The sequence below is a fragment of the Pseudomonas helmanticensis genome, from assembly GCF_900182985.1.
Lineage (GTDB): Bacteria > Pseudomonadota > Gammaproteobacteria > Pseudomonadales > Pseudomonadaceae > Aquipseudomonas > Aquipseudomonas helmanticensis.
Genome location: NZ_FXUY01000001.1, coordinates 740,690 through 765,588 on the forward strand (window position 1 = coordinate 740,690; position 24,899 = coordinate 765,588).

The following is a 24,899-nucleotide window of genomic DNA, read 5'->3' on the forward strand; positions in this document are numbered from 1 at the left end:
CGGTGCAGAAGCACGTACTCTTGGCGCCACGCATTTCAATACAAGAACAACAACAGGAGTTACCGATGCAACCGATCCGTCTCGGTCTGGTGGGTTACGGCAAGATTGCCCAGGATCAACACGTGCCTGCCATTCTCGCCAATCCGGCGTTCCAGTTGGTGTCTGTCGCCACCCAGGGCAAGCCCTGCGCCGGGGTGGAAAACTTCCAGTCGCTGAGCGAGTTGCTGGCTAACGGCCCGGCGGTCGATGCGATTGCGTTTTGCACCCCTCCGCAAGGGCGTTTTGCGCTGGTGCAAGAAGCGCTGGCGGCCGGCAAACATGTGCTGGTGGAAAAACCGCCCTGTGCAACGCTGGGCGAAGCCATGGCGCTGGTTGATCAGGTGGCGGCGCAAGGCGTCAGCGGCTTGTTTGCCTGGCATTCGCGTTATGCGCCGGGCATCGCCGCCGCTCGTGACTGGCTCGCCTCGCGCACTTTGCAAAGCGTGCAGATCGACTGGAAGGAAGACGTGCGCAAATGGCACCCGGGCCAGGCCTGGATCTGGCAACCCGGCGGCCTCGGCGTGTTCGATCCGGGCATCAACGCCTTGTCGATCGCCACGCACCTGCTGGCGCTGCCGCTGTTTGTCGAATCCGCCGAACTGCGCGTGCCCGGCAATTGCCAGTCGCCGATTGCTGCGTCGATCAAGATGTCCGACGCGCGTCAGCTAGAGGTGCGCGCCGAATTCGATTTCGACCACGGTCACGACGAACTCTGGAGCATCGAGATTCGTTGCGTTGAAGGCGTTTTGCGCCTGGACAATGGTGGTGCACTGTTGAGCATCGACGGCGTGCCGCAAGCTGTCTCGGAGGAGGGCGAATACGCGGCGGTGTACCGGCACTTCCAACAGCTGATCGGCGACCGCGCCAGTGACCTCGACCTGCAACCCTTGCGCTTGGTCGCGGACAGCTTTTTTGTCGGCAGTCGCGAAGCGGTCGAACCGTTCTACGACTAGCCTTGCAGCGCGAGGACCGCAGCCTTGGCAATCTGCGCGTCCTGCGCGGATTTGACCCCGGACACACCCACCGCGCCGATCACTTGTCCATCGACAATGATCGGCACGCCGCCTTCAAGCGAGGTCAGCAGCGGCACCGAGAGAAACGCGTGACGGCCGTTGTTGACCATCTCTTCATAGACATTCGATTCACGACGGCCGAGGGCTGAAGTGCGGGCCTTTTCCATGCAGATGTAAGCGCCAATCGGCGCACAACCGTCGAGGCGCTCAAGCGCCAATAAATGCCCGCCATCGTCGACCACGGCAATGCTCACCGGCCATTGGTTGCGCTGCGCTTCGGTGCGCCCGGCGGCGAGGATCAGCGCCACTTCTTTCTGGCTCAAGACGAATTTGCTGTTCATGCTTTTTCCTGCGCGTGAAGGGACTCTTCAACCACTTCGATCCAGTGCCTGACCGGCGTGCGGCCAGCGCTGTCGAGGTGAACCTGGCAACCAATGTTGGCGGTGACGATAAGGCTCGGTGAAGCGCTTTCCAGTGCATTGATCTTGTTGTCGCGCAATTGCCGCGAAAGTGCCGGCTGGGTGATCGAATAGGTACCGGCGGAACCACAGCACAAATGACTGTCGGGCACTGGTGTGAGATGAAATCCCAGCCGGGTCAAAACACTTTCCACCGCGCCACCGAGTTTCAGCGCGTGCTGAAGCGTGCACGGACAATGGAACGCCAGACGCTGATCGTTATGCGCTACAAGCAGTTGTTCCAGTGGTTCGGCCAGCAGAATCTCCACCAGATCCTTGCTGATCGCACTGACTTTGGCGGCTTTCATCGCGTAGGCCGGATCATGTTCGAGCAGGTGCGCGTAGTCCTTGATGAACGCGCCGCAACCGCTGGCGGTCTGCACGATCGCCTCGGCACCGCTTGCGATCGCCGGCCACCACGCATCGATATTGCGCCGCGCGCGCTGCAGTCCGGCCTGTTGGGCGTCGAGGTGATAGTCGATCGCGCCGCAGCAACCGGCCTCGCTGATCGGCGTGATGCTGATGCCCAGACGGTCGAGCACCCGCGCGGCCGCGGCGTTGGTGTTCGGCGACAGGCTGGTTTGTACGCAGCCTTCAAGCATCAGCATGCGGCGGGCTTGCGTTCGTGTCGGCCTCGGTCTGGCCGGCGCAAGGTGTCGCGGCAACTTCATTTGCAGGGTCTGTGGCAACAATGGACGCAGTTGTTCGCCGAGGCTCAGCAACGGTTTGAACAACCACGGGTTGGGCAGCACGCTGCGCAAACCCTGGCGCAACAGACGCTGGCCGGTACTGCGCGGTGCCGCTGCATCGACCAGCGCACGGCCGATGTCGAGCAGGTTGTGATAGTCGACACCGGACGGGCAGGTGGTCTCGCAATTGCGGCAGGACAGGCAGCGGTCGAGATGTTGTTGGGTGGTGGCGCTGACGGCATTGCCTTCGAGCACTTGCTTGATCAGGTAAATCCGCCCGCGCGGGCCATCCAGCTCATCGCCGAGCAGTTGGTAGGTCGGGCACGTGGCATTGCAGAAACCGCAATGCACGCAGCTGCGCAGAATGCTTTCGGCTTCTGCGGCGCGTGCCAGGCGCAGGGATTGTTCGCTCAGGGTGGTTTGCATGATCAGATCTCTGCGTACATTCGGCCCGGGTTGAAAATCCCTTGCGGGTCCAATTGCGTCTTCAGCGCTTGCTGATAGCGCAGTAACGCCGGTGCGAGCGGCTGGAACGGTTGTGCGCAGTTTGCATGGCAACTGGCGTGACCGCCGGCCTGGGTGGCGATGGCGCGGATCGTCGTGGCGTCGGCAGCGGATTTCAGCCAGCGCTGCGCTCCGGCCCAATCGATCAGTTGTTCACCGGGCAGGCTCAACGGGCCCGTGTGAGTCGGCACTGACAGGCGCCAGAGCGGCCGTGGATCGGCAAAAAAGGCCAGGCGCTGAGCATTCAGATCGGCCCAGTACGCCGCGTCCAAAAGTTCACCCCCGAGGCGGTCATGCGCCGCCGTCACCGAACCCTCACCGCCTTCCAGACGCAGATGCAAGCGTTGCCCGTCGTGGCTGGCGGCGCTGATCGGAATCGGTTGCTGGCCCCATTCGGCGAGTTTGAGCAGCGCGCGTTCGCTGCTGATGTCCAGGGCAATGCTCAGGCTGTGACGCGGTTTCGGCAGCACTTTCAGCGAGACTTCGGTGAGCAATCCCAAACAACCAAAACTGCCGGCCATCAGCCGCGAGACATCGTAGCCGGCGACGTTTTTCATCACTTCGCCGCCAAAACGCAGATGTTTGCCGTGGCCGGTAATGACCCGCGTCCCCAGTACGTAATCGCGCACCGAGCCGGCCCAGGGACGGCGCGGCCCGGACAACCCGGCAGCGAGCATGCCGCCGACAGTGGCGCCGTCCTCGCTGTGTGGCGGCTCGCATGGCAGCATTTGCCCGGCGGCGTCGAGGGCGGCATTCAGTTCGGCCAACGGCGTGCCGGCGCGTGCGGTGATCACCAGTTCAGTCGGGTCGTAGCTGACGATGCCGCGATGCACACGAGTATCGAGCAACTCGCCGTGGCTCTCGCGGCCCAGACGGGATTTGCTGTTGCCGCCCTGGATGCGCAACGCAAGGTTGTCATGCAGCGCCTGCTCCACCTGTTGCAGCAGCTCGGCGGCAGCGTCGTGGCCATGTTCACTGATCATCAGAAACGCTCCAGATCGGGGAAGGGCAACTGACCGTGGTGGACATGCATCGCACCGAATTCGGCGCAGCGGTGCAGGGTCGGAATATTCTTCCCGGGATTGAGCAGGCCGCCGGGGTCGAATGCTGCTTTGACGGCATGGAACAGGGTCAATTCATCGCTGCTGAACTGCGCGCACATCTGGTTGATTTTCTCGCGGCCGACACCGTGTTCGCCGGTGATGCTGCCGCCGACCTTGACGCACAATTCGAGGATCTTGCCGCCGAGGGCTTCCGCGCGATCCAGCTCGCCGGGCTGGTTGGCATCAAACAGAATCAGCGGATGCATGTTGCCGTCACCGGCATGGAAAACGTTGGCCACGCGCAAAGCGTATTCGGCGGACAAGTCGGCAATCGCCTGCAGCACACCGGGCAGCTCGCGGCGCGGGATGGTGCCGTCCATGCAGTAATAATCCGGCGACAGGCGGCCGACAGCAGGGAAGGCATTCTTGCGTCCGGCCCAGAAACGCACGCGCTCGGCCTCGTCCCTGGCCTGACGCAGTTCGGTGGCGCCGGCGTGTTGCAGCACCTGACGCACGCGCTGGCAGTCGTCGTCGACATCGGCTTCGACGCCATCCAGTTCGCACAGCAGGATTGCTGCGGCGTCGACCGGATATCCGGCATGGATAAAGTCCTCGGCGGCGCGGATGGCGAGGTTGTCCATCATCTCCAGGCCGCCCGGAATGATCCCGGCGGCAATGATGTCAGCGACCGCGCGTCCGGCGTTTTCCACCGAGTCGAACGCTGCGAGCAGGACTTTTGCGGTTTGCGGTTTCGGCAGCAGTTTGACCGTGACTTCGGTGATCACCCCGAGCATGCCTTCGGAGCCGGTGAACAGTGCGAGCAGATCGAAACCGGGTGAGTCCAGTGCGTCGGAACCGAGCGTCAGGCACTCGCCATCGACCGTTAGCATTTCGACCTTGAGCAGATTGTGCACGGTCAGACCGTATTTCAGGCAGTGCACGCCACCGGCGTTTTCCGCGACATTGCCGCCGATGGAACAGGCGATCTGCGAAGACGGATCCGGCGCGTAATACAAACCATGCGGTGCGGCCGCCTGGGAAATCGCCAGGTTGCGCACGCCGGGCTGCACGCGGGCAAATCGTCCAGCGGGGTTGATTTCGAGAATCCGGTTGAAGCGCGCCATCACCAGCAGCACGCCTTTCTCCAGGGGCAGGGCACCACCGGACAGACCGGTGCCGGCGCCGCGCGGCACCACCGGCACGCGTTGTTGATGACAGATCTTGAGGATGGTCGCGACTTGTTCGATTTCGCGTGGCAGCACCACCAGCATTGGCGTCGTGCGGTAGGCCGACAAACCGTCGCATTCGTACGGTTTCAACTGTTCCTCGCTGTCGAGGATTTCCAGCTCCGGCATTTGCGCCCGCAGCGCACTGAGCAATGCGGGTTTATCGGAGGCCGGAAGCACGCCATCAACGCGTTCGTCGTAGAGAATATTCATCGCGGGCAGGCAACCCTTGGTTATTGTTTTTGACAGGCCGACGCCAAATGGGCGTGCTTGCATCATTGGGCGCACGGGCAATACTGTCCAGTTGTCCGGCACTGGTCGAACCAGTTCTTTTCGCCGGGTTTTTCGTACAAGGCCTTTCTGGGCTTTTAAAACAACAAGATGCGATGCTATTGCTAACCATGGAGGTGACGGGTTATGGCTGGTCATACCAGTGAAGGGCGGGCTGTGCAGGTGGCGGATGTGGTTTGTGAGCGCATCGAGCGCTTGATCGTCGACGGTGTGTTGAAGACCGGGCAACTGTTGCCCTCTGAACGGCGGCTGACGGAAAAGCTCGGTGTCTCGCGCACCGCGTTGCGTGAAGGCCTGAAACTGCTCCGCGCCCGCGGGATCATCAACACCGAGCAAGGCAAAGGCTCATTCGTCGCCGACCTTTCCGGGCAGAACGCCGCATCGCCTCTGATGCACTTGTTCAGCTCGCAACCGCGCACCCTGTACGACCTGTTCGAAGTGCGCAGCTTGCTGGAAGGTGAGTCGGCGCGGCTGGCGGCGTTGCGCGGCACTGAAGCGGATTTTGTCCTGATCACTCGCAGCTATCAGGCCTTGCTCGACGCGCGTGGCCAGGAGCTGCAAGCACCCGAACATGCGCGGCTCGACCACGCATTCCATCTGGCGATCTGCGAGGCTTCGCACAACCCGGTGCTGGTGCAGACGCTGCGCTCGTTGACTGATCTGCTGCTGAACACGGTGTTCGCCTCGGTCAACAACCTCTATCACCGCGAACCGCAAAAACGCCAGATCGACCGCCAACACGCGCGCCTCTACAACGCCGTGACCGGGCGCCTGCCGGAACAGGCGCGCAAGGCCGCTGTCGCGCATATCCAGAGCATCAGTGACAACCTCAAGGAGATCGAAAGCGAAGAGCAGCGGCTGGTGCGCGCGACGATGCGCCTGGAGGGCTGGACGTGAGGTCAGGCGATTGTCCTGTTGAAGTTGACGGTGAAACACTTTTCAGCCGATTTATCCCTTTTCAATGCGTCAGTAATCTGTACCCAACTTGAACGCAACAACAATTTCAAAACTCAAAAGGGACGCAGACCATGACCACTCCAACCTACAACCGCCTGAACAAAGACGACGCCATCGTGCTGCTGGTCGATCACCAGACCGGGCTGATTTCGCTGGTGCAGGACTTCTCGCCGAACGAGTTCAAGAACAACGTTTTGGCCCTGGCCGATCTGGCCAAGTTCTTCAACCTGCCGACCATCCTCACCACCAGTTTCGAACAAGGCCCGAACGGCCCGCTGGTCCCTGAGTTGAAAGAGATGTTCCCGGACGCGCCGTACATCGCTCGCCCTGGCCAGATCAACGCCTGGGACAACGAAGATTTCGTCAAGGCGATCAAGGCGACTGGTCGCAAGCAGATCATCATCGCCGGTGTGGTCACCGATGTGTGCGTAGCGTTCCCGACCTTGTCGGCGCTGGCAGAAGGCTTTGAGGTGTTTGTGGTAACCGATGCTTCCGGCACCTTCAACACCACCGTGCAACAAGCCGCATGGAGCCGCATGACCCAGGCCGGTGCGCAACTGATGAACTGGTTCTCGGTGGCGTGTGAGCTGCACCGCGACTGGCGCAACGACATTGAAGGCTTGGGTAATCTGTTGTCGCAGCGGATTCCCAACTACCGCAACCTCATGAACAGCTACTCGGCGCTGACGGCGTTGCAGAAGTAAGTCGATACGGCGAAAACGCAAAGCCTGCCCTGAAAAGCAGGCTTTTTTATTGAGTTTGAATCAGAGTCTCGACAGCGGCGTGGCCGCAAGCGCGATGTTCACTCGAGGGGCTGCGCTCTATACGCTTTATAGAGCTGCTGGACTTCAGGATTATCGAGGTTCGCGTAGGTAATGCCTTCCTTGTCCAGCCCATCCAGGCCCTTGATGCCGCCAATCATCCCGGGCCATTCGTCTCGGTTTGAAATGTCGATGACGAAGGGCTTCAAATAACTGTCCAGATGGCCTTTGAACGGATTGCGGATTTCGTCACTGAGGGCATTGAGATAGTCGTCCTTGCTGGTTTTTGACCAATCGACGGCAAACCGGGTCCGAAAGCACAACTCCATGTAGATGAGCAGTATGGTGCGGCCATTGCCATCCAAAAACGGGTGAGCTGAAGCCAATTGCCCCATCACCTCGCCGGGCCGATCGCGGAAGCGTTTCTTGTTTGACGCCAGTTCAAGGGCGTATTCGATGGACCTTTTGATCAGGTCAGGGCGTTCGAATATCGTGTGGTGAGGATCATCTTTCGATCCCTTGAAAACCGCCAGATGAGGGATCAGTTCGTTCCGGTCTTTTCCCGCCCAGGGATAAAAGCCGGAGAAGAGGATTTCGTGTGTCTTGAGGACAGCTTTGTAGTCGATGGATCTTTTCTTCGCCAGAAAGGCCAGGGCATCTTCGATACTGGCTTCGAAGGAAAGATGTTCGGATTCTTTTACTTCAACGGGGTCTTTCAGTTTGAGCGAGTTTTGAAGATAGCCTTCAGTCTCGAAATCGCCGAAAGGGTCGAAAGTCATGCGCTAAGCTGCTTTTTCGAACGCCTTTTTTCCTGAAGATAGCGCCCTTGCAGCGCCATGATTTCTGCCTTGTTCAGCACGCCCTTTCTTTTCAGATTGACCAGCAGTTGCTCAACGCCGTCCAGCTCAACGACATCGCCCGCCAAACGTGTGATGGTCACCGCCATGCAGCTCAGGCTGTCACGGTCAGCGCTGATCTGGTGTTCTGCGGCGAGCTTGCGAACTTCGCTCGCAACGCTGTCAGTGGCTGATCTGCTCATTTGAAACCCCTGGTTTTCTTCCTGAAGAGCATAGCATGCGTCGATTCTGTAAATATTCGGCGGGCGCTCCTATGTGCGCATCGATCTTGCCACTGTCCTGTTGAAGTTGACGGTGAAACACTTTTCAGCCGATTTATCCCTTTTCAATGCGTCAGTAATCTGTACCCAACTTGAACGCAACAACAATTTCAAAACTCAAAAGGGACGCAGACCATGACCACTCCAACCTACAACCGCCTGAACAAAGACAACGCCATCGTGCTGCTGGTCGATCACCAGACCGGGCTGATTTCGCTGGTGCAGGACTTCTCGCCGAACGAGTTCAAGAACAACGTTTTGGCCTTGGCCGATCTGGCCAAGTTCTTCAACCTGCCGACCATCCTCACCACCAGTTTCGAACAAGGCCCGAACGGCCCGCTGGTTCCGGAGCTGAAAGAAATGTTCCCGGACGCGCCGTACATCGCTCGCCCTGGCCAGATCAACGCCTGGGACAACGAAGACTTCGTCAAGGCAATCAAGGCGACTGGTCGCAAGCAGATCATCATCGCTGGTGTGGTCACCGATGTGTGCGTAGCGTTCCCGACCTTGTCGGCGCTGGCAGAAGGCTTTGAGGTGTTTGTGGTAACCGACGCTTCCGGCACCTTCAACACCACCGTGCAACAAGCCGCATGGAGCCGCATGACCCAGGCCGGTGCGCAACTGATGAACTGGTTCTCGGTGGCGTGTGAGCTGCACCGCGACTGGCGCAACGATATCGAAGGGCTGGGTAATCTGCTGTCACAGCGGATTCCCAACTATCGCAACCTGATGAACAGCTACTCGGCGCTGACGGCGTTGCAGAAGTAAGTCGATACGGCGAAAACGCAAAGCCTGCCCTGAGAAGCAGGCTTTCGTTTTGTATGAATTTTATGCCGAACGCGGGAGGCTTCAGATCTCGGGCGTGTACTTGATGGACAGCAGGCCACTGACACGTGAAACCAGTGTGTCGACCGCAAAGGGTTTGGTCAGCACCTGCATTCTCGGCCCGAGTTGGCCGCTGCCGAGCACCGAGCTTTCGGCATACCCGGTAATGAACAAGGTCTTCAGCTTCGGTCTTATTTGCCGGCCCGCATCGGCCATCTGCCGGCCATTCATGCCACCGGGCAAGCCGACATCGGTGATCAGCAAATCGATGTGCGCGCTGGAACGCAATGCTTCGAGCCCTTCAACGCTGTCGCTTGCTTCGAGCACGTGGTAGCCGAGGTCACTCAGCACATCTTTGAGCAGCAAGCGAACGGTGGGCTCGTCGTCGACAATCAGGATGGTCTCGCCTGCTTTTGCATCAGGCGAGGTCGTACTTTGCGCGTCATCGTGATTGTGCTGCGCCTCGCCGCAGTAACGCGGCAGGTAAATCAACATCGTGGTGCCGTGTCCCACAGTCGATTGCACCCGCACCTGCCCCCCGGATTGCTTGGTAAAACCGTAAATCATCGAAAGCCCCAGCCCCGTGCCCTGGCCCAGCGGCTTGGTGGTGAAAAACGGGTCGAAGGCTTTGGCGATCACTTCAGCGCTCATACCCGTGCCGGTGTCAGTGACAGCCAGGCACAGGTATTGCCCTTCGGGCATGTCCAGTGCGTGCGCCAACTCGCCCTCGACCGCGCGATTCGCTGTCTCGACGGTGATGCTGCCGCCCTCGGGCATCGCATCGCGGGCGTTGATGCACAGGTTCAGCAGAGCGTTTTCCAGTTGGCTGGCATCCACCAGCGCAGGCCAAAGGTCGGCTGCAGTGACGGTCTTCAGGCGAATGCCGGGGCCGACGGTGCGCTGGATCAGTTCGGTCATGCCGGCAATCAGCGCGTTGACTTCGGTCGGCCGCGGATCGAGTGTCTGTCGCCGGGAGAAGGCCAGCAGGCGATGGGTCAGGGCGGTAGCGCGTTTGGCCGCGTCCTGGGCGATCAGCATGTATTTGTCGAGGTCGTTGAAACGGCCTTGGGCGGTGCGCTTTTCCATCAACTCAAGGGCTGCGCAGATGCCCGCCAGAAGGTTGTTGAAGTCATGCGCCAGACCGCCGGTGAGTTGCCCGACCGCTTCCATTTTCTGCGATTGACGTAACTTTTCCTCGGCTTGCATCAAGTCCGCCGTTCGCGCCGACACCCGCTGTTCCAGTGTGTCATTAAGCGCCTTTAAAGCAGCTGTCACGCGGTCTCGCTCGGCTTCGACATTGCGCCGGTCTTCGACATCGATGAGCACGCCGGGGAAGCGCAAAGGCGTGCCGTCTTCGGCGCATTCGACGCGTCCGTTTGCCTCAATCCAGGTGTATTGGCCATCCGCACCGCGTACTCGGTACTGGTGTGAATAGGGGCCGCCCCGGGCGATGACTTCATTGATGGCCGCGGTGAGTCCTTCGCGGTCCTCGGGATGCACGGTCATCGCCACTTGCTCAAGGCTCAGACCGTCTCGGCCCAAGGCAGGATCAAGGTTGAAAACCCTTGCGAAGGCTTCGTCGACGCTGAAACGATCGGTGGGCAAGTGCCAATGCCAGGTGCCGATGATGGCGCCAGCCGCCAGGGCGAGTTGCACGCGCTCGATGTTCTCCCGGGCGACCGCCTCGCTGACGCGCAAGCGTTCCTGCGCGTCGCGGCGCTCGGTGACGTCGCTGAAGAAGATCGCAATCTGCCGTTCGGCCGGGTCGCCGACACGCACGGCGCGCACGTCGAACCAGCGTTCGAACGTGTTGGCGTAGTTCTCGAAGTTGGCTGGCTCGCCGGTCTTGGCGACATGGCCGTAGGTCTCGAACCAGAAACTCTCCAGGTTGGGAGCGAACTCGGTCACCCACTTGCCACGCAGGTTGACGCCAGCCTGACGTTCGAACGCCGGGTTGGCTTCAACGAAGCAATAATCGATAGGACGGTCGTCGGCGTCGAATTTGACCTTGACGATGGCAAACGCCGCCTCGATGGTTTGCAAAATGGTGCTGAAGCGTTCTTCGCTCCGGCGCAGTGCCGTTTCGGCACTGCGCGAGCGGGTCAGGTCGAGCATCGCCCCGATCATGCGTTCTGCCTGGCCATCGGCGTTACGGATCAGATGGCCGCGGTCGAGCACCTCAGCGTAGGAACCGTCCTCGCAGCGAAACCGGTACTCAGCACTCCAAGTGGTGCCAGAGCCATCAATCGCAGCGCGAATCGAGGTTTCGACCCGTGCGCGATCCTGCGCGTGGATCTGCGCAAAGCGCCAGTCACACGTTGGCTCGATGGCTGCTGACGCATAGCCATACGCCTGTTGCAGCGAATCGTTCCAGATAACCTGGCTGGTTTTCAGATCCCAGTCCCAGACGGCATCGCAGGTTGCCTTGACGGCCAGACGCAGGCGCGTGACCTCGGACTCGAGCTCCTCGCGAGTAAGCTGTTTCAGGATGTCCACTCCTCATGCCTTATTTGCTATCTGCTAAGCATTCAATTGGCGCGTTTAACACGAACACCCATGCGCTTTGTCACCCATTGACACGGGGCGGCATATTTAAGTTGCACTCAGGCCAGGCGCGCCGGTGTTTTCAAAGCGCCTCGCCGTTATCCAGCCTGTCCAGCAGACGCTGCCCGCGTTGCCACAGTGCCTGCTGCTTTTCTTGCGGCATGCGATCAAGGTTTTTGTACATCATGCCCATGCGCTGATTGCCACGCAGGAGATCACCGTGGCGCATCAGAAAATGCCAGTACAAGGCATTGAAAGGGCAAGCGTTGTCAGCCGTGGTTTCGCGCACCGCGTAAACACAGTCGCGACAATAGTCGGACATCCGGTTGATGTACTGGCCGCTGGCGCAGTAAGGCTTGGAACCGAGGTAACCGCCATCGGCGTGCATGACCATGCCGAGGGTGTTGGGCAGCTCGACCCAATCGAAAGCGTCCATATAAATGGCCAGATACCACTCACAGATCTGGCTCGGCGCAATACCGGCGAGCAGGGCGAAATTGCCGGTCACCATCAGCCGCTGGATGTGATGGGCGTAGGCGTGTTTCAAACTTTGGCCGATGGCTTGGCGCATGCAGTTCATCTGCGTTGCGCCGGTCCAGTAGAACTCAGGCAGACGCCGCGTGTTTGCGAACGCATTGCCCTCGGCGTACTCAGGCATTTTCAGCCAGTAAACGCCACGGACATATTCACGCCAGCCGATCAGTTGACGGATGAAGCCTTCGGCCGCATTCAATGCAATGCTGCCGGACCAATAGGCCGCCTCGACATCACTGCACAGCTGACGCAGGTCGAGTAAACCGATGTTCAGCGCGGCGCTGATGCGTGCATGGAACAGGAAGGGTTCATCGCTGGCCATGGCGTCCTGATAATCGCCGAAGCCCGCCAGGCCATAGTCGAGAAAGTACGCCCACAATGCCTGGGCGTCGGCGTGGGTCACCGGATAGTTGAAATCATCCAGACTGCCGTAGTGACTGGCGAAGCGTTCTTTGACCAGTGCGAGCACGTCGAGGGTGATTGCATCGTTGGCAAAACCAACCGGGTAGGGCGCCTTTACGTGTTTAGGCAAGGTTTTGCGATTGTCTTCATCGAAGTTCCACGCACCGCCGACCGGCGTGCCGTCACCGTTGAGCAACAGGCGACTTTTGCGGCGCATCTCGCGATAGAAGAACTCCATGCGCAACTGCTTTTTGCCAGCAGCCCACGCGCGGAATTCGTCGCGACCGCACAGGAAACGGTTGTCGGCATGCCAGTGGATCGGCAAGCCACACTCCTTGAGCGACTGCTCCAGACGCCAGTCGCCGCACTCGGTGACGTGCAACGCGTGCGCCTGTAGCAACGCCTGCCAACGCCTTAACTCGCCGGGCACCGAACCGCTGTTCTGCGGGTCGTCGAGGGCGACGTAATGCACTCGCATGCCCTTTTTTCTCAGCGCCTGAGCGAAGTGCCGCATGGCGCTGAAGATCAGGGCGATCTTTTGCGGATGATGGGCAACGTGGCTGGCTTCCTCCATGACCTCGACCAGCAGCACACTGTCGTGCGCGCAATCCAGATCTGCCAATGAAGCCAGATCAAAAGACAACTGGTCACCCAGGACCAGGCACAGCCGATTGGTTTTGTTCATTTGCACGGATTCAGCGTAATAAGCGGCAGCAGGCTACCGGTGGACAATTGAGCGTTAAGTCCAGATAGTTGTACAGATTGTAGTTTGTGTATAGGTTTTTTGTGTGCGCTTGATCGAAAGCCAGCGCATGGGCCAATCGCGCTCCTGATGTTTCAGAAGCGCTTCGCGGTTGCTGGAATGATGTTTAACGGTTAGCCACGATAAACCGGGTAATCGACATAGCCGTTGGCGTCACCGCCATACACCGTAGCCGGATTCAACGCATTCAGCGGCCAGTCATTGGCGATACGTGCGGGCAGGTCGGGGTTGGCCATGAACGGGCGGCCGAACGCGACAAAGTCGGCCAATCCGCAATCGAGCAATTGCGCGCCGGATTCGGCGGTGTAGCGTCCGGCATAAATAATCGCACCGCTGAAGGTATCGCGCACGGCCTGACGAAACGTGTGCGGCATCGCCGGCGCGTTGTCCCAATCGGCTTCGGCGATGGACAGATAAGCAATGCCGACATCCTCAAGCACTTTGATCGCTTCGATGTAAGTGGTGTGCGGATCTTCCTCGACCATGCCCAGGTAAGTCCGTGCTTCATCGGTGGTGGTGAACAGTGGCGCAAAGCGCACGCCGACTTTTTCCTTGCCGATGCATTCGGCGACGCCCGCCACCACTTCACGCAGAAAACGCAGGCGATTGTGCAACGAGCCGCCGTATTGATCGTCGCGCAGGTTGCTGTGGGCAGAGATGAACTGGTTGACCAGATAACCATTGGCGCAGTGCAGTTCGATACCGTCGAAGCCCGCTTCCATGGCATTGCGTGCAGCCTGGATGTAGAGCTGGACCAGTTCTTCGACTTCAACGGTGCCCAGCGCGCGAGGAGCGGACGGGGCAACCAGTTCACCTGCGCCGGGTTCGGTTTCGATGAACACGCTGACCCGATCGGTGGCTACGGCGGAGGCGGATACGGGCGCTGCGCCGTCGGGTTGCAAGGCGGTATGCGAGACCCGACCGACGTGCCACAGCTGGGCGAAAATCACGCCGTCGACGGCATGCACGGCGTCAGTGACTTTGCGCCAGCCAGCGATTTGTTCAGCGGTATGAATGCCCGGCGTCCAGGCGTAACCCTGGCCGCGAGGTTCGATCTGTGTGCCTTCGGTGACCAACAGGCCGGCGCCGGCACGTTGCTGGTAATACTCGGCCATCAGTTCGTTGGCGATGTTGCCCGGTTGTGTACTGCGCTGACGGGTGAGGGGCGGCAGGACGATGCGGTTTTTCAGGGTGTGATGACCGAGTGTGGCGGGTTTGAAGAAACTACTGTGATTCATGGGTTACCTTGTCTTTTGGCTTATTAGACCAGTCGACTAATAGTCGAATGTAAAAAAAACGCCGGCACCCCGTGCGCGGCGTTGGTATGAGTTGCGATGCAGTTTCAGCCCAACATTTTCAGCAGCTGTTCGGCGACAGCGGCGGAACTCGCCGGGTTCTGGCCAGTGACCAGTTGCCCGTCAACCACCACATGCACCTGCCAGTCAGCGACTTTCGAGTAATGCCCGCCGAGACGCTGGAACTCGTCCTCGATCAGGAACGGCACCACGTCGGTCAGGCCGACTGCAGCTTCTTCGGCGTTGGTGAAACCGGTGACCTGGCGATGCTGGATCAGCGGTTTGCCGTCAGCCGCGAGGACGTGACGGAGCACGCCGGGCGCATGGCAGACAAAACCGTGGGGCTTGTTACTGCGGTCAAAGGCTTCGATCAAGGCGATCGAGTGCTGGTCTTCGGCCAGATCCCACAGCGGGCCGTGCCCACCTGGATAAAACACCGCATCGAAATCATCAGCGCTGACGTTGGCTAGAAGTCCGGTGTTGGCCAGTGCCTGTTGCGCGGTCGGGTCGTTGCGAAAGCGCTCGGTCTCGGCGGTCTGGGCATCGGGCTCATCGCTTTTCGGGTCCAGCGGCGGCTGACCGCCAGCCGGGGACACCAGTGTGATCTCGGCACCAGCGTCCTTGAAGGCGTAGTAGGGAGCGGCGAATTCTTCCAGCCAGAAGCCGGTTTTCTTGCCGGTGTTGCCGAGTTGATCGTGAGAAGTCAGAACCATCAAGATTTTCATAGCGCACCCTGGATTGTTCGAGTGGCGTCGCGGCACAAGGAATTTGCCCGGCGACGACACCCGGTGGAAAGGTTGTCGGGGCGCAGCATAGTTTCCAATTAGACCAGTCGTCTAGTAATTTTTTTCGACGCAGGTTTTTCCTCGCCGGCTGTGGCAAACTCCTCATCCTCTGAAATATACGACTGGTCTATTGTCTGGTACTTTGCGCCCCATGAAACCGACTTACGACGACACCCGCCAACACTTGCTCGACACCGGCCACCGGATGATGGCCGAGAAGGGCTTCACCAGTGTCGGCCTCAACGAAATCCTGCAAACCGCCGGCGTGCCCAAGGGCTCGTTCTATCACTACTTCAAGTCCAAAGAGCTGTATGGCCAAGCCTTGCTCGCGGATTACTTTGTCGGCTATCTCGCCGACATGGAGCGGCGCCTGACCCTGCCTGAGCTGAATGCGTATGAGCGGTTGATGGATTATTGGCAGGGCTGGCTGAACCGCTGCACCCTCGAAGGGCACGGTGATGAGTGTCTGGTAGTGAAGCTCAGTGCCGAGGTCGCCGATCTGTCCGAATCGATGCGCCTCACCTTGCGTGACGGCGCCGAGCAAGTGGTGTCGCGTATCGCTGTCTGCATCGAAGAAGGCCAGGCGCAACAGAGCTTGCCCGAGGGCGATGCCCGGCAACTGGCGGAGACGCTGTATCAATTGTGGCTGGGCGCCAGTTTGCTGAACAAATTGCAGCGTACCGGGCAATCGCTCGACACCTCGATGGCAATGACCAAGCGACTGCTGAGCGTTTAAGCCGTCGCTGACAAGTGGGTGTCACTGGCCTGCCGCCCACTCATCCCGATACTCCAGCAGAAAATCGACAAACGCCCGCACCCGTTGCGGCACATAGCGACCGTGCGGATACAGCAAGGTGTACGGCCGCGAGCGCCCGCCATAAGGCTGTAGCACCTCGACCAGACTGCCATCGGCCAACTCTTTTTCGACGATGAATTTGTACGTCTGAAAAACTCCCGCAGCGTGTTTCGCCAACGTCACGCCACCCAAGACATCGTCGGAACAGGAATAGCCGCCGTCCGAAATCACCTCGCGATCGCGGCCATTTTCCTCAAATAACCATGAGATCCGTCGCCCGCTGCTGGGCAGTTCGAACTGGATGCATTCATGGTCGAGCAGATCTTCCAGTGTCTGCGGTGTTCCGGCCTTTTTCAGGTATTCGGGGGAGGCGACCACCACCAGTTTCGCGTCTTCGAGCAGGCGCGCAATCAGCGTCGAGTCCGGTTGGGCGCGAACGCGGATTGCCAGGTCGTAGCCTTCTTCGACGAAGTCGATATTGCGATTGCCCAAGTGGATATCGACGCTGACCTCAGGGTACAGCGCACGAAATTTTGGCAGCAGCGGCAAAATCCGATGGTGCCCGTAAGTGGTCGGCAGGCTGATGCGCAAGCGTCCCGACGGTGTGGTCTGCGCGCCCATCACTTGTTGTTGGGCTTCAACCAATTGCGTCAGGGCCTGACTGCACTGTTGGAAAAATATTCTGCCCGCGTCGGTCAAGCGGATGCTGCGCGTGGTGCGCGCAAACAGTCGCGAGCCCAGGCGTTTTTCCAGGCGCAGAATCGAGCGGCTGACGGCGGCCGGTGTCACCCCGGCGAGCTGAGCGGCGGCGGTAAAACTGCCCGCTTCGGCGGCGAGGCAAAACAGTTCGATACTGCCCAATTGCAAGTCTTCAAAGTGACGCTTCATTTTGGCTGACACCGAGGATCATTCATCCTGATGTTTACCACAGGAAACGACACCGCCGGTACACACCGGCGGTGCAGTGGCGCAAAGATCAGTGACCGGCGCTCTGGCCACCGTCGACGTGCAGGATCTCGCCGGTGACGAATTTCGCGCTGTCGAGGTAGAGAATCGCTTGCACGATGTCATCGATCTCGCCCATGTGACCCAGCGGGTGCAGGTTGCCAAGCGCTGCGTGGGTGTCCTCGCCGTGCATCGGGGTTTTGATGATGCCGGGGGAGACCGCGTTGACCCGAATCCCGCGTTTTGCGTACTCGATGGCGAGCGATTTGGTCGCTGCGTTGATGCCGCCCTTGGTCAGCGAAGCCAGCACCGATGGCACGCCATCAATCGCATGGTCGACCAGACTGGTGGTAACGCTGACCACGTGTCCGCTGCCGTGCTTCTGCATTTCAGCAATCGCCAATTGCGAGATGTGAAAGAAGCCACTCATATTGGTCGCCACGACCAGGGCATAGTCTTCCTGGCTGTAAGCAGTGAACGGTTTGGCGAGAAAAATCCCCGCATTGTTCACCAGCGTATCGACTCGGCCAAAACGTTCGACGGCTTGACGAATCACCCGCTCGGCGGTTTGCGGGTCGGCGATGTCGCCGGGCACGCTCAGGATATCCGGATCATCCGACGGTTTGATGGAACGGGACGTCGCCACCACTTGATGACCAAGTGCGCGAAAGCCTTCGACCAGGCCAGCGCCGATGCCTTGCGAGGCGCCAGTGATCACTACAACTTTTTTCGATGTGTTCATGATGATTTCCTCAGGGATCCGAAATTACTGGCTGGACAACTGTTTGCGGTAGTCGGTGGTGGTCATGCCCGCATAACCCCAGTTATCCGTATCGACTTCCTCGATGACGATGTGCGTGAGCTTCGGATCCTTGTTGAGCACGCGTTGCATGGTCTCGGTGATTTCCTTGATCACCTGGGCTTTCTGCTCTCGGGTCACGCCGTCGCGGGTGATGCGTACGCTGATGAAAGGCATTGGGGGTTCTCTCCGCTCGCTAACCCGTCGGAATGAAAGGTTGCTGTTGGAGTGGACTTTAAGAAGTTGCGGGAGATTGATAAATGAGGGCTGAGGTACTTCATTTGTGATCTGGTGTAACTAATCGCTAGTGCGAAGAAACGTACTCCGAAGGTGTCGACGGCGCTGGCAGCGCATAAGTCGCCTTCATCCACTCGATCTCCGCTTGCGGTGTGCGGCCAAAAAAGCGTTTGAATTCGCGGCTGAATTGCGAGGCGCTGGCATAGCCGACGTTGAACGCTGCGGTCGATGCGCTCATGGCCTGGCGCAGCATCAGCAATCGCGCCTGATGCAGGCGAGTCGACTTCAGGTATTGCATGGGAGAGGTGTCGGTGACGCTGCGAAAGTGCAAGTGGAAACTCGGTACGCTCATGCGCGCTTCTTCGGCCAGTTGCTCGACGTCGAGGCGCTGCTGGTAGCTGTTGTGGATCTTGCGGATCGCACGGCTGACTTTGCCGAAATGCCCCTGGCGATTCAGTGCGGCACGCAGCGAGCCGCCTTGCGCGCCCGTGAGAATCCGGTAATAGATCTCGCGTATCAGCGCCGGCCCGAGGATCTGCGCTTCGCCAGCGATGCTCATGGCCTGGAGAAAACGCAACGTCGTCGCGCGCAACGGCTCGTCCATCGGCGAAGCGTACATGCCTTTCGGTTGCGCATCGCTGGCGCCGTGCACCTCATCCACTTGCAGCATCAACTCGCTGGCCAGCTGCAAGTCGAGGTGCATGTAGATTGCGAGCATCGGCTCGGCCTCGGTGGCGTCGGTCTCCATGGTGAAGGGGATCGGCACCGACACCACCAGATAATGCTGGGCGTCATAGACGTAGGTGTCTGCGCCGAGATAACCGCGCTTGCGGCCCTGACAGAGAATGACGATGCCGGGGTCATACAGCACCGGCGTGCGGCTCAGCGGCCGATTCGAGCGCAGGAAGCGCACACCGTCGAGCGCACTGAGGTTGTAGCCCTCAACCGGAGCGAGAACCTCCATGAGCTGGACCATGTGCGCGGTGGTTGCATCGGCCTGGGTCATCGCATCCTCTCTCAATGATCGGTGGAGCGGGTCAACGCTTGCCACTGATCAACCTCGGCGAGTGCGCGTTGCAGCCTGTCACGGACCAACTGCAAAGCATCGCTGCCGAGCAGAAGATGGGCTGGAGGCGTCGGGCTGGCGATGATCTGCAGCATCGCCCGCGCAGCCTTTTGCGGATCACCGAGCTGCTTGCCGCTCTTTTCTTCGCGCGCTTTGCGGAGCGGATCGAAACTGGCGTCGTAATCGGCAATGCTGCGCGCGGTGCGCTGCATCGAGCGACCGGCCCAGTCGGTACGAAACGACCCCGGCGCCACCGCGGTGACGAAGACATCAAACGGGCGCAGCTCTTTGCTGAGGGTATCGGAGATCCCTTCAAGGGCAAATTTGCTCCCACAGTAATAGGCGATCCCGGGCATGGTGATCGTGCCGCCCATGGACGTGATGTTGAGAATATGGCCCGCACGCCGCTGGCGAAAAAACGGCAGGAAGGCCTTGATGACGGCGACTGCGCCGAAGACGTTGACGTCGAATTGCCGGCGCATCTCTTCCAGCGGAGATTCTTCGAAAATGCCTTCGTGGCCGTAGCCAGCATTGTTAACCAGCACGTCGACCGGGCCGTGAGTGGCTTCAACCTCCGCGACGACGCTGTCGATCCGCCCGAAGTCAGTGACGTCGAGCATCACCCCGTAAGCGTTTTCCGCGGACAGTGACTGCAAGGCTTGCAGATCGGCCTGATTGCGTACAGTGCCGATGACGCGGTGGCCGGCGGCAAGCGCTTCCTTGGCCAGCGCGTGGCCGAAGCCGCTGCTGACACCGGTGATGAACAGGGTTTTCGACATGACGAACTCCAGGGCTTGGGTGTTCAACCATGGTAGCTAGCGACAACGAGTCTACCTATGCCGGTTCGTCTTCGAGCATTGCCTGTTCCTATGAGCGCACGCATCGCATTCCAAATGAAAACGTATACGGAAGCTACCCGGGATGGAAAAAACACGCAGACGATTCTCAATGAAGGGTGAATGATGGCAGTATGCCCTTTGCCGAAATCGCTAAATATCGGTTTTAAAAGGAATGGTAAATGGTAAAGGAATACGCTGAGTACGAAGTGCAACGTGCGCTACACCGTGTGTGCTCTGCAGAAAGTTTCAAGCAAGCCCTGGAGCGTTTTCAGGATGAAATCGAACTGCTCGGTGAGTGGCGCATCCTGTATGCGGCAGAGGAATCGGGTGGGCCGTTTGGTCTGGAGCGGCAGCTATTCTCGGAAAAAGGTTTTGTTTCCACCATGCTTCGTGGGAAATCTGTCTGGGTTTTGGACAAAACCTTTGCCTTGTCTGAGACGCGGGTGGGCTACACGCTGGGAGGCTCGCTTTTTCTGGATTCCAATGCAGCCAGTTACATCCGAAAAATGTCCTACGCGCAGCATATATCTCCCGAGCTCGAGGTTGTGCGTGCAGATCTGCAGCGAACGTTTTCTTTCGACGATCTCGGAAGATTGAACTGTTACATTTATCTATGTGAAGCACAGAAAAACTGGTCGCCTGAAACGCGTCAGTTCTGCAAGGAAACATTAGCCGCTACGTACGCATTGTCACTTGATGCCACTCCCCTGAGTGCAGGCTGGGGAGAGCGGTATCGCAGCCTCTATCGAGAGCAGTCAGAAGCATTTGCCGAGGATCGGATCAAAGAGTTTTCGCGTAGTTTGGAGAGTGGTTTAGGTGTCGCGCTGGCTCAGCAAGCTGCGGCGGTTGAATGCATGATCCTGCGGGCCAAGATTCTGGAAAGCAGCTCAACCGCATCACCCGAAGCGAAGATGGGGGCGCTGCTCAGCTTCATGCACGACGAGTTACATATCTTCATGTTGCGAGAACTGATTGTTTGCGCAGACATTCTCTTCCATACCCAGAGAACGACGCTTTCGAAGAAGCTCAACTCGGTTCTGGACAAAAAAGACCCTCTGCGAATTATCAATAACTGCGCTTGGGATTTATACATACTCCGAATCATCGAATCGTTTTCCAATCCTCAGCGTTGGCAAGGAGTGGATTTCTGCCTGGATCGATTGATCACTTTCGATGAAGATCTGACGGATATCATCTGTTTGACTGAGCTGCGTGCAGTTGCGATTCATCTCGGTTCACATCGGGCTTATCCCTTCTTTAATAGTGAGTTGACGGGCTGGCTGGCGGGCTTGATCGGGGACAAACGAATGGCGAATTTTTCCGGGAATTTGCAGGAAGACGCCTTTAACCAGCGCGCTGATCAAAGAAGCTTGGAGAATGTGCAGAGAATTTTGGTAGAAGACCGACGCCACCTCATGGGGCTGGCCAGAAAGTCGAGATGATTTATCAATAGAGGCAATGTGAGCATTCTCCCTGCTCAATTTTTTAGTGTTCTTGCAGTGTGCTTGAATTTCTCGTTCTCATTAAAACATTGGCTGTTGGAAAAAATATGTACCAAGAATTTCACTGGTTCAAGGCCGATTTCCAAGTCCAGACTCCTGAAGACGGCAGGCACCGGAACGATGCAGATTTGCGTCTCGGTAATCTTCGCCGGCCGAGGATCAATGGTGAGCTGAACGCAGGTGAGTTAATCAGCAAAGCCAGAACCTTCCTGCGACGATGCTATGAGCTTGAGCTGCAGATTATCGGGATTACTGACCATAATTTTTCCGCTATAGAAGATCCGCAGGACTGGTTTTTGACCCAGCTGGTCCAGCAGAACAAATCCGTCGATTTTGATCATGGCGTCTGAAGCGTTCATTGAGCTAGTGGCAGAATATCTAATTCATGGTGGGAATAAAGAGGAAGTCATGAAGTCAGTAAGGGCTGGTTTTTTTTTGATGATGACGTCCGTTCCTTCTGCTGGTTACTGATGGGCATGGTTGGGTTAAGTGTTATGAGGCATAAATCTACAAATAAAAGTGGCTTGGTGTTTTGACTAAAATTTAAGGATGGACTATGTCAGAGTATATTGACTTGGATGAAGATTTTGATTTCGACTCAGACGAATCAATGAAAGAGCTTGATGCTCTTGAAGCGGAGCTCGAAGAATTAATTCGACTTGATGAAATACAAAGCGAAGCATACGAAAAGGCATTTGCATGGTTCGATGTGCTGTTTGATTTTCCGGCAAAAATTGAGATTTACAAATCAAATGTTGCGTCGCTGGAAAAACTTTTGTCATCGCTTGATGATGAACCTGAGGATAGATTTTCTCGAGGCACACTACTGGTGGGGATGTTGTCAGCATATGAAGGTTTGGTTCATGATCTGCTGCTATTGTGCTGCCAGTCGCAGGTGCTCGTCAGCAAGGCAATCAAGAATTTGGAGAGGTTGGGTGGCCGTGATAGAAGTTATCTGGGTTTAAAGAAGAATCCAGTAGGTGAGGATCTTGTTGCCAAGCTTAAGGCTAAAACGCTTCACGATCCAGCCCAAGTTGTACGAATGTGTAATGTGTTATTTGAGTTGCCTCTTCCCGGGCCTCATGATAAGGAAGTTAAGTTCTATGAGGCCTTGCTAAGTGCCAGGAATTGCTACGCTCATGTAGGCGGATATCAGGCCGGTAAGGAGTACAAAGTTTCGATTAAGACACTTCGTTTCTCCTTTGGCTATTTTCACAGGCTGGTTGATACGTATGCCTTATATGTAAGCGAGTGTGCGCATGCAGCATCAAAGGAAGCTGATGAAACGTAATGATGAAGCGTGTTGTTGATTAATGTAAAGAACGATAACTTAAGACGTGATTTTTCGGGTTCTTGGCCAAAAATAGTCATCCTGGTTTTGCTGATCGTTTGTGCTGACTGTTGAGTGGTTTTACAGTCCACGAACACATAAATCTGGCGATAGATCGCGTCTTGAGTACCGCCATCGCAAACGACTTGCACAAAATCAAATCAACAGTTCGTTAATCCACCGTACTTGCCGGGCAAGGCTCTCCACCCTTTCCTGCGGCAAGGCCCGTTCGGCACGAGTGATCTGGCTCAGGGTCTTCTGCTTGTGGCGAAGTTTGTGCTGCCACTTGATCAGAAACTCAGGGCTGCGGGCCTGCATCTGCAAGGGGCCGAAGTACAGTTCCTTATCGGTATAAGTCACCGGCCCGACGTGTTCGGCAACGATGATTTCGTAGTCGAAACGGCTTTCGCGCAGCACTTCCTCGCTGAGAATACGGTAGCCATTTTCCATCAACCACAGGCGCAGCGGTTGTTCGCCACCATTGGGTTGCAGGATCAGGCGTTCGCCGCCGCTGAGGTGGGCCTTGCCGTGTTCGAGGATGTCGCGGATGGTTTCGCCGCCCATGCCGCAGATGCTGATTGCGCTAATCCGGTCTTCAGGCTTGATCGCCGCCAGCCCGTTGGCCTGGCGCACGGTGATGTGCGCGTCGAGGTGGTTCTCGCGAACGGTACGTTGGGCTGCATGAAACGGCGTCAGCGCCACTTCGCCAGCCACCGCCACGGTGATTGCGCCACGGCGCATCAGTGCCACCGGCAGGTAGCCATGATCCGAGCCGATATCGGCCAGGCGCGCGCCATTGGGTATGTGAGTGGCGACGCGCTCCAGGCGCATGGACAACGTGTTCTGGTTCAACGACAACCCCTGTTCGCCACAACCGTGCGGCATGTTTGGTTGGAAAAGGGGTGCGACTCTGGCGAGCAACGTCCGGCCTGTCAAATCCCGGCGACGGAATTGCCCAGGCCCATTGGCAACCGATGGCTGCCAATGGGCCTGCGCGTTAGCCGGCCAACGTCGCGTTATCGATCACGAAGCGATACTTCACATCGCCCTTGAGCATCCGCTCGTAAGACGCGTTGATCTGATCGGCGCTGATCAGTTCGATGTCGGAAACGATGCCGTGCTCGGCACAGAAATCGAGCATTTCCTGAGTCTCGGGAATGCCGCCGATCATCGAGCCGGCAATCGTGCGGCGCTTCATGATCAGGTTGAAGACGTTCGGCGACGGGTGTGGCGAGGCGGGCGCACCGACCAGCGTCAACGCACCATCGCGCTTGAGCAACACCAGGAATGCATCGAGATCGTGCGGCGCCGCCACGGTGTTGAGGATGAGGTCGAAGCTCTTGGTGTGCGCAGCCATTTCCTCGGCATTGCGCGACACCACCACCTCATCGGCGCCAAGCGCTTTTGCCGCTTCGCGCTTGGACTCGGAAGTGGTGAAGGCGACGACATGCGCGCCCATCGCGTGGGCGAGTTTGATGCCCATGTGGCCCAAACCACCGATGCCGACCACGCCGACTTTCTTGCCGGGGCCGGCGTGCCATTGGCGCAGCGGCGAGTAAGTGGTGATGCCCGCGCACAGCAGCGGCGCGACGGCGGCCAGTTGCGCTTCGGGATGACGGATGCGCAAGACGTAGCGTTCGTGCACGACGATATTTTGCGCGTAGCCGCCGAGCGTCCAGCCCGGTGCATCCGGGGTCGGAAAATTGTAGGTGCCGATCATGCCGTCGCAGTAGTTTTCCAGGCCGGTTTCGCAGTCGTCGCAATGTTTGCAGCTGTCGACGATGCAGCCGACACCGACCAGATCGCCGACCTTGTAATCGGCGACATGCGCGCCGACGGCCGCAACGCGACCAACGATCTCGTGCCCCGGTACACAAGGAAACTGCGTGCCTGCCCACTCGGCACGCACCTGGTGCAGGTCCGAATGGCAGATGCCGCAGAAAGCGATATCGATCTGCACGTCATGCGCTGCCGGCGCGCGGCGCTCGATCTGCATCGGCTCCAGGGGTTTGTCGCCAGCGTGGGCACCATAGGCTTTTACAAGCATGGGAACATCCTCAATCGGTGTGTCGGATGGCCATTCTTGCGGTTATTCAGGATCGGGGAGTAGTGCAATCCTGTGTAATGCTTGCCTGATCC

24 protein-coding genes and 1 pseudogene are annotated in these 24,899 nt (G+C 58.3%); 8 read left to right on the forward strand and 17 right to left on the reverse strand.

Going from position 1 to position 24,899, the window contains the following annotated elements:
- The first annotated feature begins 65 nt into the window (after nt 1-65).
- Nucleotides 66-992: a Gfo/Idh/MocA family protein gene (locus QOL84_RS03455; protein ID WP_283436181.1), complete on the forward strand. Its 927-nt coding sequence runs from the start codon at nt 66-68 to the stop codon at nt 990-992.
- Here QOL84_RS03455 and QOL84_RS03460 read toward each other — a convergent pair.
- Genes QOL84_RS03460 through glcD form a run of 4 tightly spaced genes read right to left on the reverse strand, consistent with a single transcriptional unit; the run spans nt 989 to nt 5,185 of the window.
- On the reverse strand, nt 989-1,393 hold the full coding sequence (locus QOL84_RS03460; RefSeq protein ID WP_283436182.1) for a heme-binding protein: 405 nt from the start codon (nt 1,391-1,393) through the stop codon (nt 989-991). The two genes, QOL84_RS03455 and QOL84_RS03460, sit on opposite strands and share 4 nt — an antisense overlap.
- Nucleotides 1,390-2,625, reverse strand: a complete 1,236-nt coding sequence (gene glcF, locus QOL84_RS03465; RefSeq protein WP_283436183.1) for a glycolate oxidase subunit GlcF — start codon at nt 2,623-2,625, stop codon at nt 1,390-1,392. Before glcF ends, QOL84_RS03460 begins: the two co-directional genes overlap by 4 nt.
- Before the next feature lie 2 nt (nt 2,626-2,627).
- The gene (gene glcE / locus QOL84_RS03470; RefSeq protein WP_430458705.1) at nt 2,628-3,686 is read right to left on the reverse strand and encodes a glycolate oxidase subunit GlcE; all 1,059 of its coding nucleotides are present in this window, start codon (nt 3,684-3,686) and stop codon (nt 2,628-2,630) included.
- The gene (gene glcD, locus QOL84_RS03475; RefSeq protein WP_283436184.1) at nt 3,686-5,185 is read right to left on the reverse strand and encodes a glycolate oxidase subunit GlcD; all 1,500 of its coding nucleotides are present in this window, start codon (nt 5,183-5,185) and stop codon (nt 3,686-3,688) included. Before glcD ends, glcE begins: the two co-directional genes overlap by 1 nt.
- A 204-nt stretch (nt 5,186-5,389) precedes the next feature.
- Here glcD and glcC point away from each other — a divergent pair, with 204 nt between their 5' ends.
- On the forward strand, nt 5,390-6,160 hold the full coding sequence (gene glcC / locus QOL84_RS03480) for a transcriptional regulator GlcC (protein ID WP_283436185.1): 771 nt from the start codon (nt 5,390-5,392) through the stop codon (nt 6,158-6,160).
- A 131-nt stretch (nt 6,161-6,291) separates the two neighbouring features.
- Entirely contained in the window at nt 6,292-6,924 is a 633-nt protein-coding gene (gene ycaC, locus QOL84_RS03485; RefSeq protein WP_129394295.1) for an isochorismate family cysteine hydrolase YcaC, read from the forward strand.
- Nucleotides 6,925-7,022: 98 nt separating this feature from the next.
- Here the strand turns inward: ycaC (QOL84_RS03485) and QOL84_RS03490 are convergent, their stop codons facing one another.
- On the reverse strand, nt 7,023-7,760 hold the full coding sequence (locus QOL84_RS03490; RefSeq protein ID WP_283436186.1) for a Fic family protein: 738 nt from the start codon (nt 7,758-7,760) through the stop codon (nt 7,023-7,025).
- Nucleotides 7,757-8,020: a hypothetical protein gene (locus QOL84_RS03495; RefSeq protein ID WP_283436187.1), complete on the reverse strand. Its 264-nt coding sequence runs from the start codon at nt 8,018-8,020 to the stop codon at nt 7,757-7,759. The genes QOL84_RS03490 and QOL84_RS03495 overlap by 4 nt, the downstream gene beginning before the upstream one ends.
- 213 nt (nt 8,021-8,233) lie before the next feature.
- Here QOL84_RS03495 and ycaC (QOL84_RS03500) point away from each other — a divergent pair, with 213 nt between their 5' ends.
- Nucleotides 8,234-8,866, forward strand: coding sequence for an isochorismate family cysteine hydrolase YcaC (gene ycaC / locus QOL84_RS03500; RefSeq protein ID WP_283436188.1), 633 nt, complete (start codon nt 8,234-8,236; stop codon nt 8,864-8,866).
- Nucleotides 8,867-8,947: 81 nt separating this feature from the next.
- On the opposite strand, the gene QOL84_RS03505 is transcribed toward ycaC (QOL84_RS03500), so the two are convergent.
- The 4 genes from QOL84_RS03505 to QOL84_RS03520 all read right to left on the reverse strand — a co-directional run bounded on the left by QOL84_RS03505 (nt 8,948) and on the right by QOL84_RS03520 (nt 15,186).
- Nucleotides 8,948-11,419: a PAS domain-containing protein gene (locus QOL84_RS03505; protein ID WP_283436189.1), complete on the reverse strand. Its 2,472-nt coding sequence runs from the start codon at nt 11,417-11,419 to the stop codon at nt 8,948-8,950.
- 130 nt (nt 11,420-11,549) lie between these two features.
- Nucleotides 11,550-13,088, reverse strand: a complete 1,539-nt coding sequence (locus QOL84_RS03510; protein ID WP_283436190.1) for a cryptochrome/photolyase family protein — start codon at nt 13,086-13,088, stop codon at nt 11,550-11,552.
- 191 nt (nt 13,089-13,279) lie between these two features.
- Complete coding sequence (locus tag QOL84_RS03515; RefSeq protein WP_283436191.1) at nt 13,280-14,404, reverse strand: alkene reductase; 1,125 nt, start codon at nt 14,402-14,404, stop codon at nt 13,280-13,282.
- A gap of 104 nt (nt 14,405-14,508) precedes the next feature.
- A complete protein-coding gene (locus QOL84_RS03520; RefSeq protein WP_283436192.1) occupies nt 14,509-15,186 on the reverse strand; it encodes a type 1 glutamine amidotransferase domain-containing protein in 678 nt (225 codons plus the stop codon).
- A gap of 211 nt (nt 15,187-15,397) precedes the next feature.
- Here QOL84_RS03520 and QOL84_RS03525 point away from each other — a divergent pair, with 211 nt between their 5' ends.
- Nucleotides 15,398-15,982, forward strand: coding sequence for a TetR/AcrR family transcriptional regulator (locus QOL84_RS03525; protein WP_129394290.1), 585 nt, complete (start codon nt 15,398-15,400; stop codon nt 15,980-15,982).
- Between the two features lie 21 nt (nt 15,983-16,003).
- Here the strand turns inward: QOL84_RS03525 and QOL84_RS03530 are convergent, their stop codons facing one another.
- The 5 genes from QOL84_RS03530 to QOL84_RS03550 form a co-directional block, all read right to left on the reverse strand.
- Nucleotides 16,004-16,930 carry a LysR family transcriptional regulator gene (locus QOL84_RS03530; RefSeq protein WP_283436193.1) on the reverse strand — a complete coding sequence of 309 codons (927 nt, stop codon included), beginning with the start codon at nt 16,928-16,930 and terminating at the stop codon, nt 16,004-16,006.
- An 88-nt stretch (nt 16,931-17,018) separates the two neighbouring features.
- The gene (locus QOL84_RS03535; RefSeq protein WP_283436194.1) at nt 17,019-17,729 is read right to left on the reverse strand and encodes an SDR family NAD(P)-dependent oxidoreductase; all 711 of its coding nucleotides are present in this window, start codon (nt 17,727-17,729) and stop codon (nt 17,019-17,021) included.
- A gap of 24 nt (nt 17,730-17,753) precedes the next feature.
- Nucleotides 17,754-17,963, reverse strand: a complete 210-nt coding sequence (locus QOL84_RS03540; RefSeq protein WP_129394287.1) for a tautomerase family protein — start codon at nt 17,961-17,963, stop codon at nt 17,754-17,756.
- A gap of 127 nt (nt 17,964-18,090) precedes the next feature.
- Entirely contained in the window at nt 18,091-19,029 is a 939-nt protein-coding gene (locus QOL84_RS03545; RefSeq protein ID WP_283436195.1) for an AraC family transcriptional regulator, read from the reverse strand.
- 11 nt (nt 19,030-19,040) lie between these two features.
- Complete coding sequence (locus tag QOL84_RS03550; protein ID WP_283436196.1) at nt 19,041-19,868, reverse strand: oxidoreductase; 828 nt, start codon at nt 19,866-19,868, stop codon at nt 19,041-19,043.
- Nucleotides 19,869-20,107: 239 nt separating this feature from the next.
- On the opposite strand from QOL84_RS03550, the gene QOL84_RS03555 reads away from it, so the two are divergent.
- From QOL84_RS03555 to QOL84_RS03565, 3 genes and pseudogenes are all read left to right on the forward strand, one after another.
- Nucleotides 20,108-21,370 (forward strand): hypothetical protein, encoded by a 1,263-nt coding sequence (locus QOL84_RS03555; protein WP_283436197.1) that lies wholly within the window; start codon nt 20,108-20,110, stop codon nt 21,368-21,370.
- A 107-nt stretch (nt 21,371-21,477) separates the two neighbouring features.
- Nucleotides 21,478-21,759 (forward strand): annotated as a pseudogene (locus tag QOL84_RS03560) (hypothetical protein); the annotation flags it as partial.
- Between the two features lie 227 nt (nt 21,760-21,986).
- Entirely contained in the window at nt 21,987-22,721 is a 735-nt protein-coding gene (locus tag QOL84_RS03565) for a hypothetical protein (RefSeq protein WP_283436199.1), read from the forward strand.
- 195 nt (nt 22,722-22,916) lie between these two features.
- Here the strand turns inward: QOL84_RS03565 and QOL84_RS03570 are convergent, their stop codons facing one another.
- A complete protein-coding gene (locus QOL84_RS03570) occupies nt 22,917-23,612 on the reverse strand; it encodes a tRNA (adenine(22)-N(1))-methyltransferase (RefSeq protein ID WP_283436200.1) in 696 nt (231 codons plus the stop codon).
- Nucleotides 23,613-23,757: 145 nt separating this feature from the next.
- Nucleotides 23,758-24,807, reverse strand: a complete 1,050-nt coding sequence (locus tag QOL84_RS03575; protein WP_283436201.1) for an NAD(P)-dependent alcohol dehydrogenase — start codon at nt 24,805-24,807, stop codon at nt 23,758-23,760.
- Between the last annotated feature and the right edge of the window lie 92 nt (nt 24,808-24,899).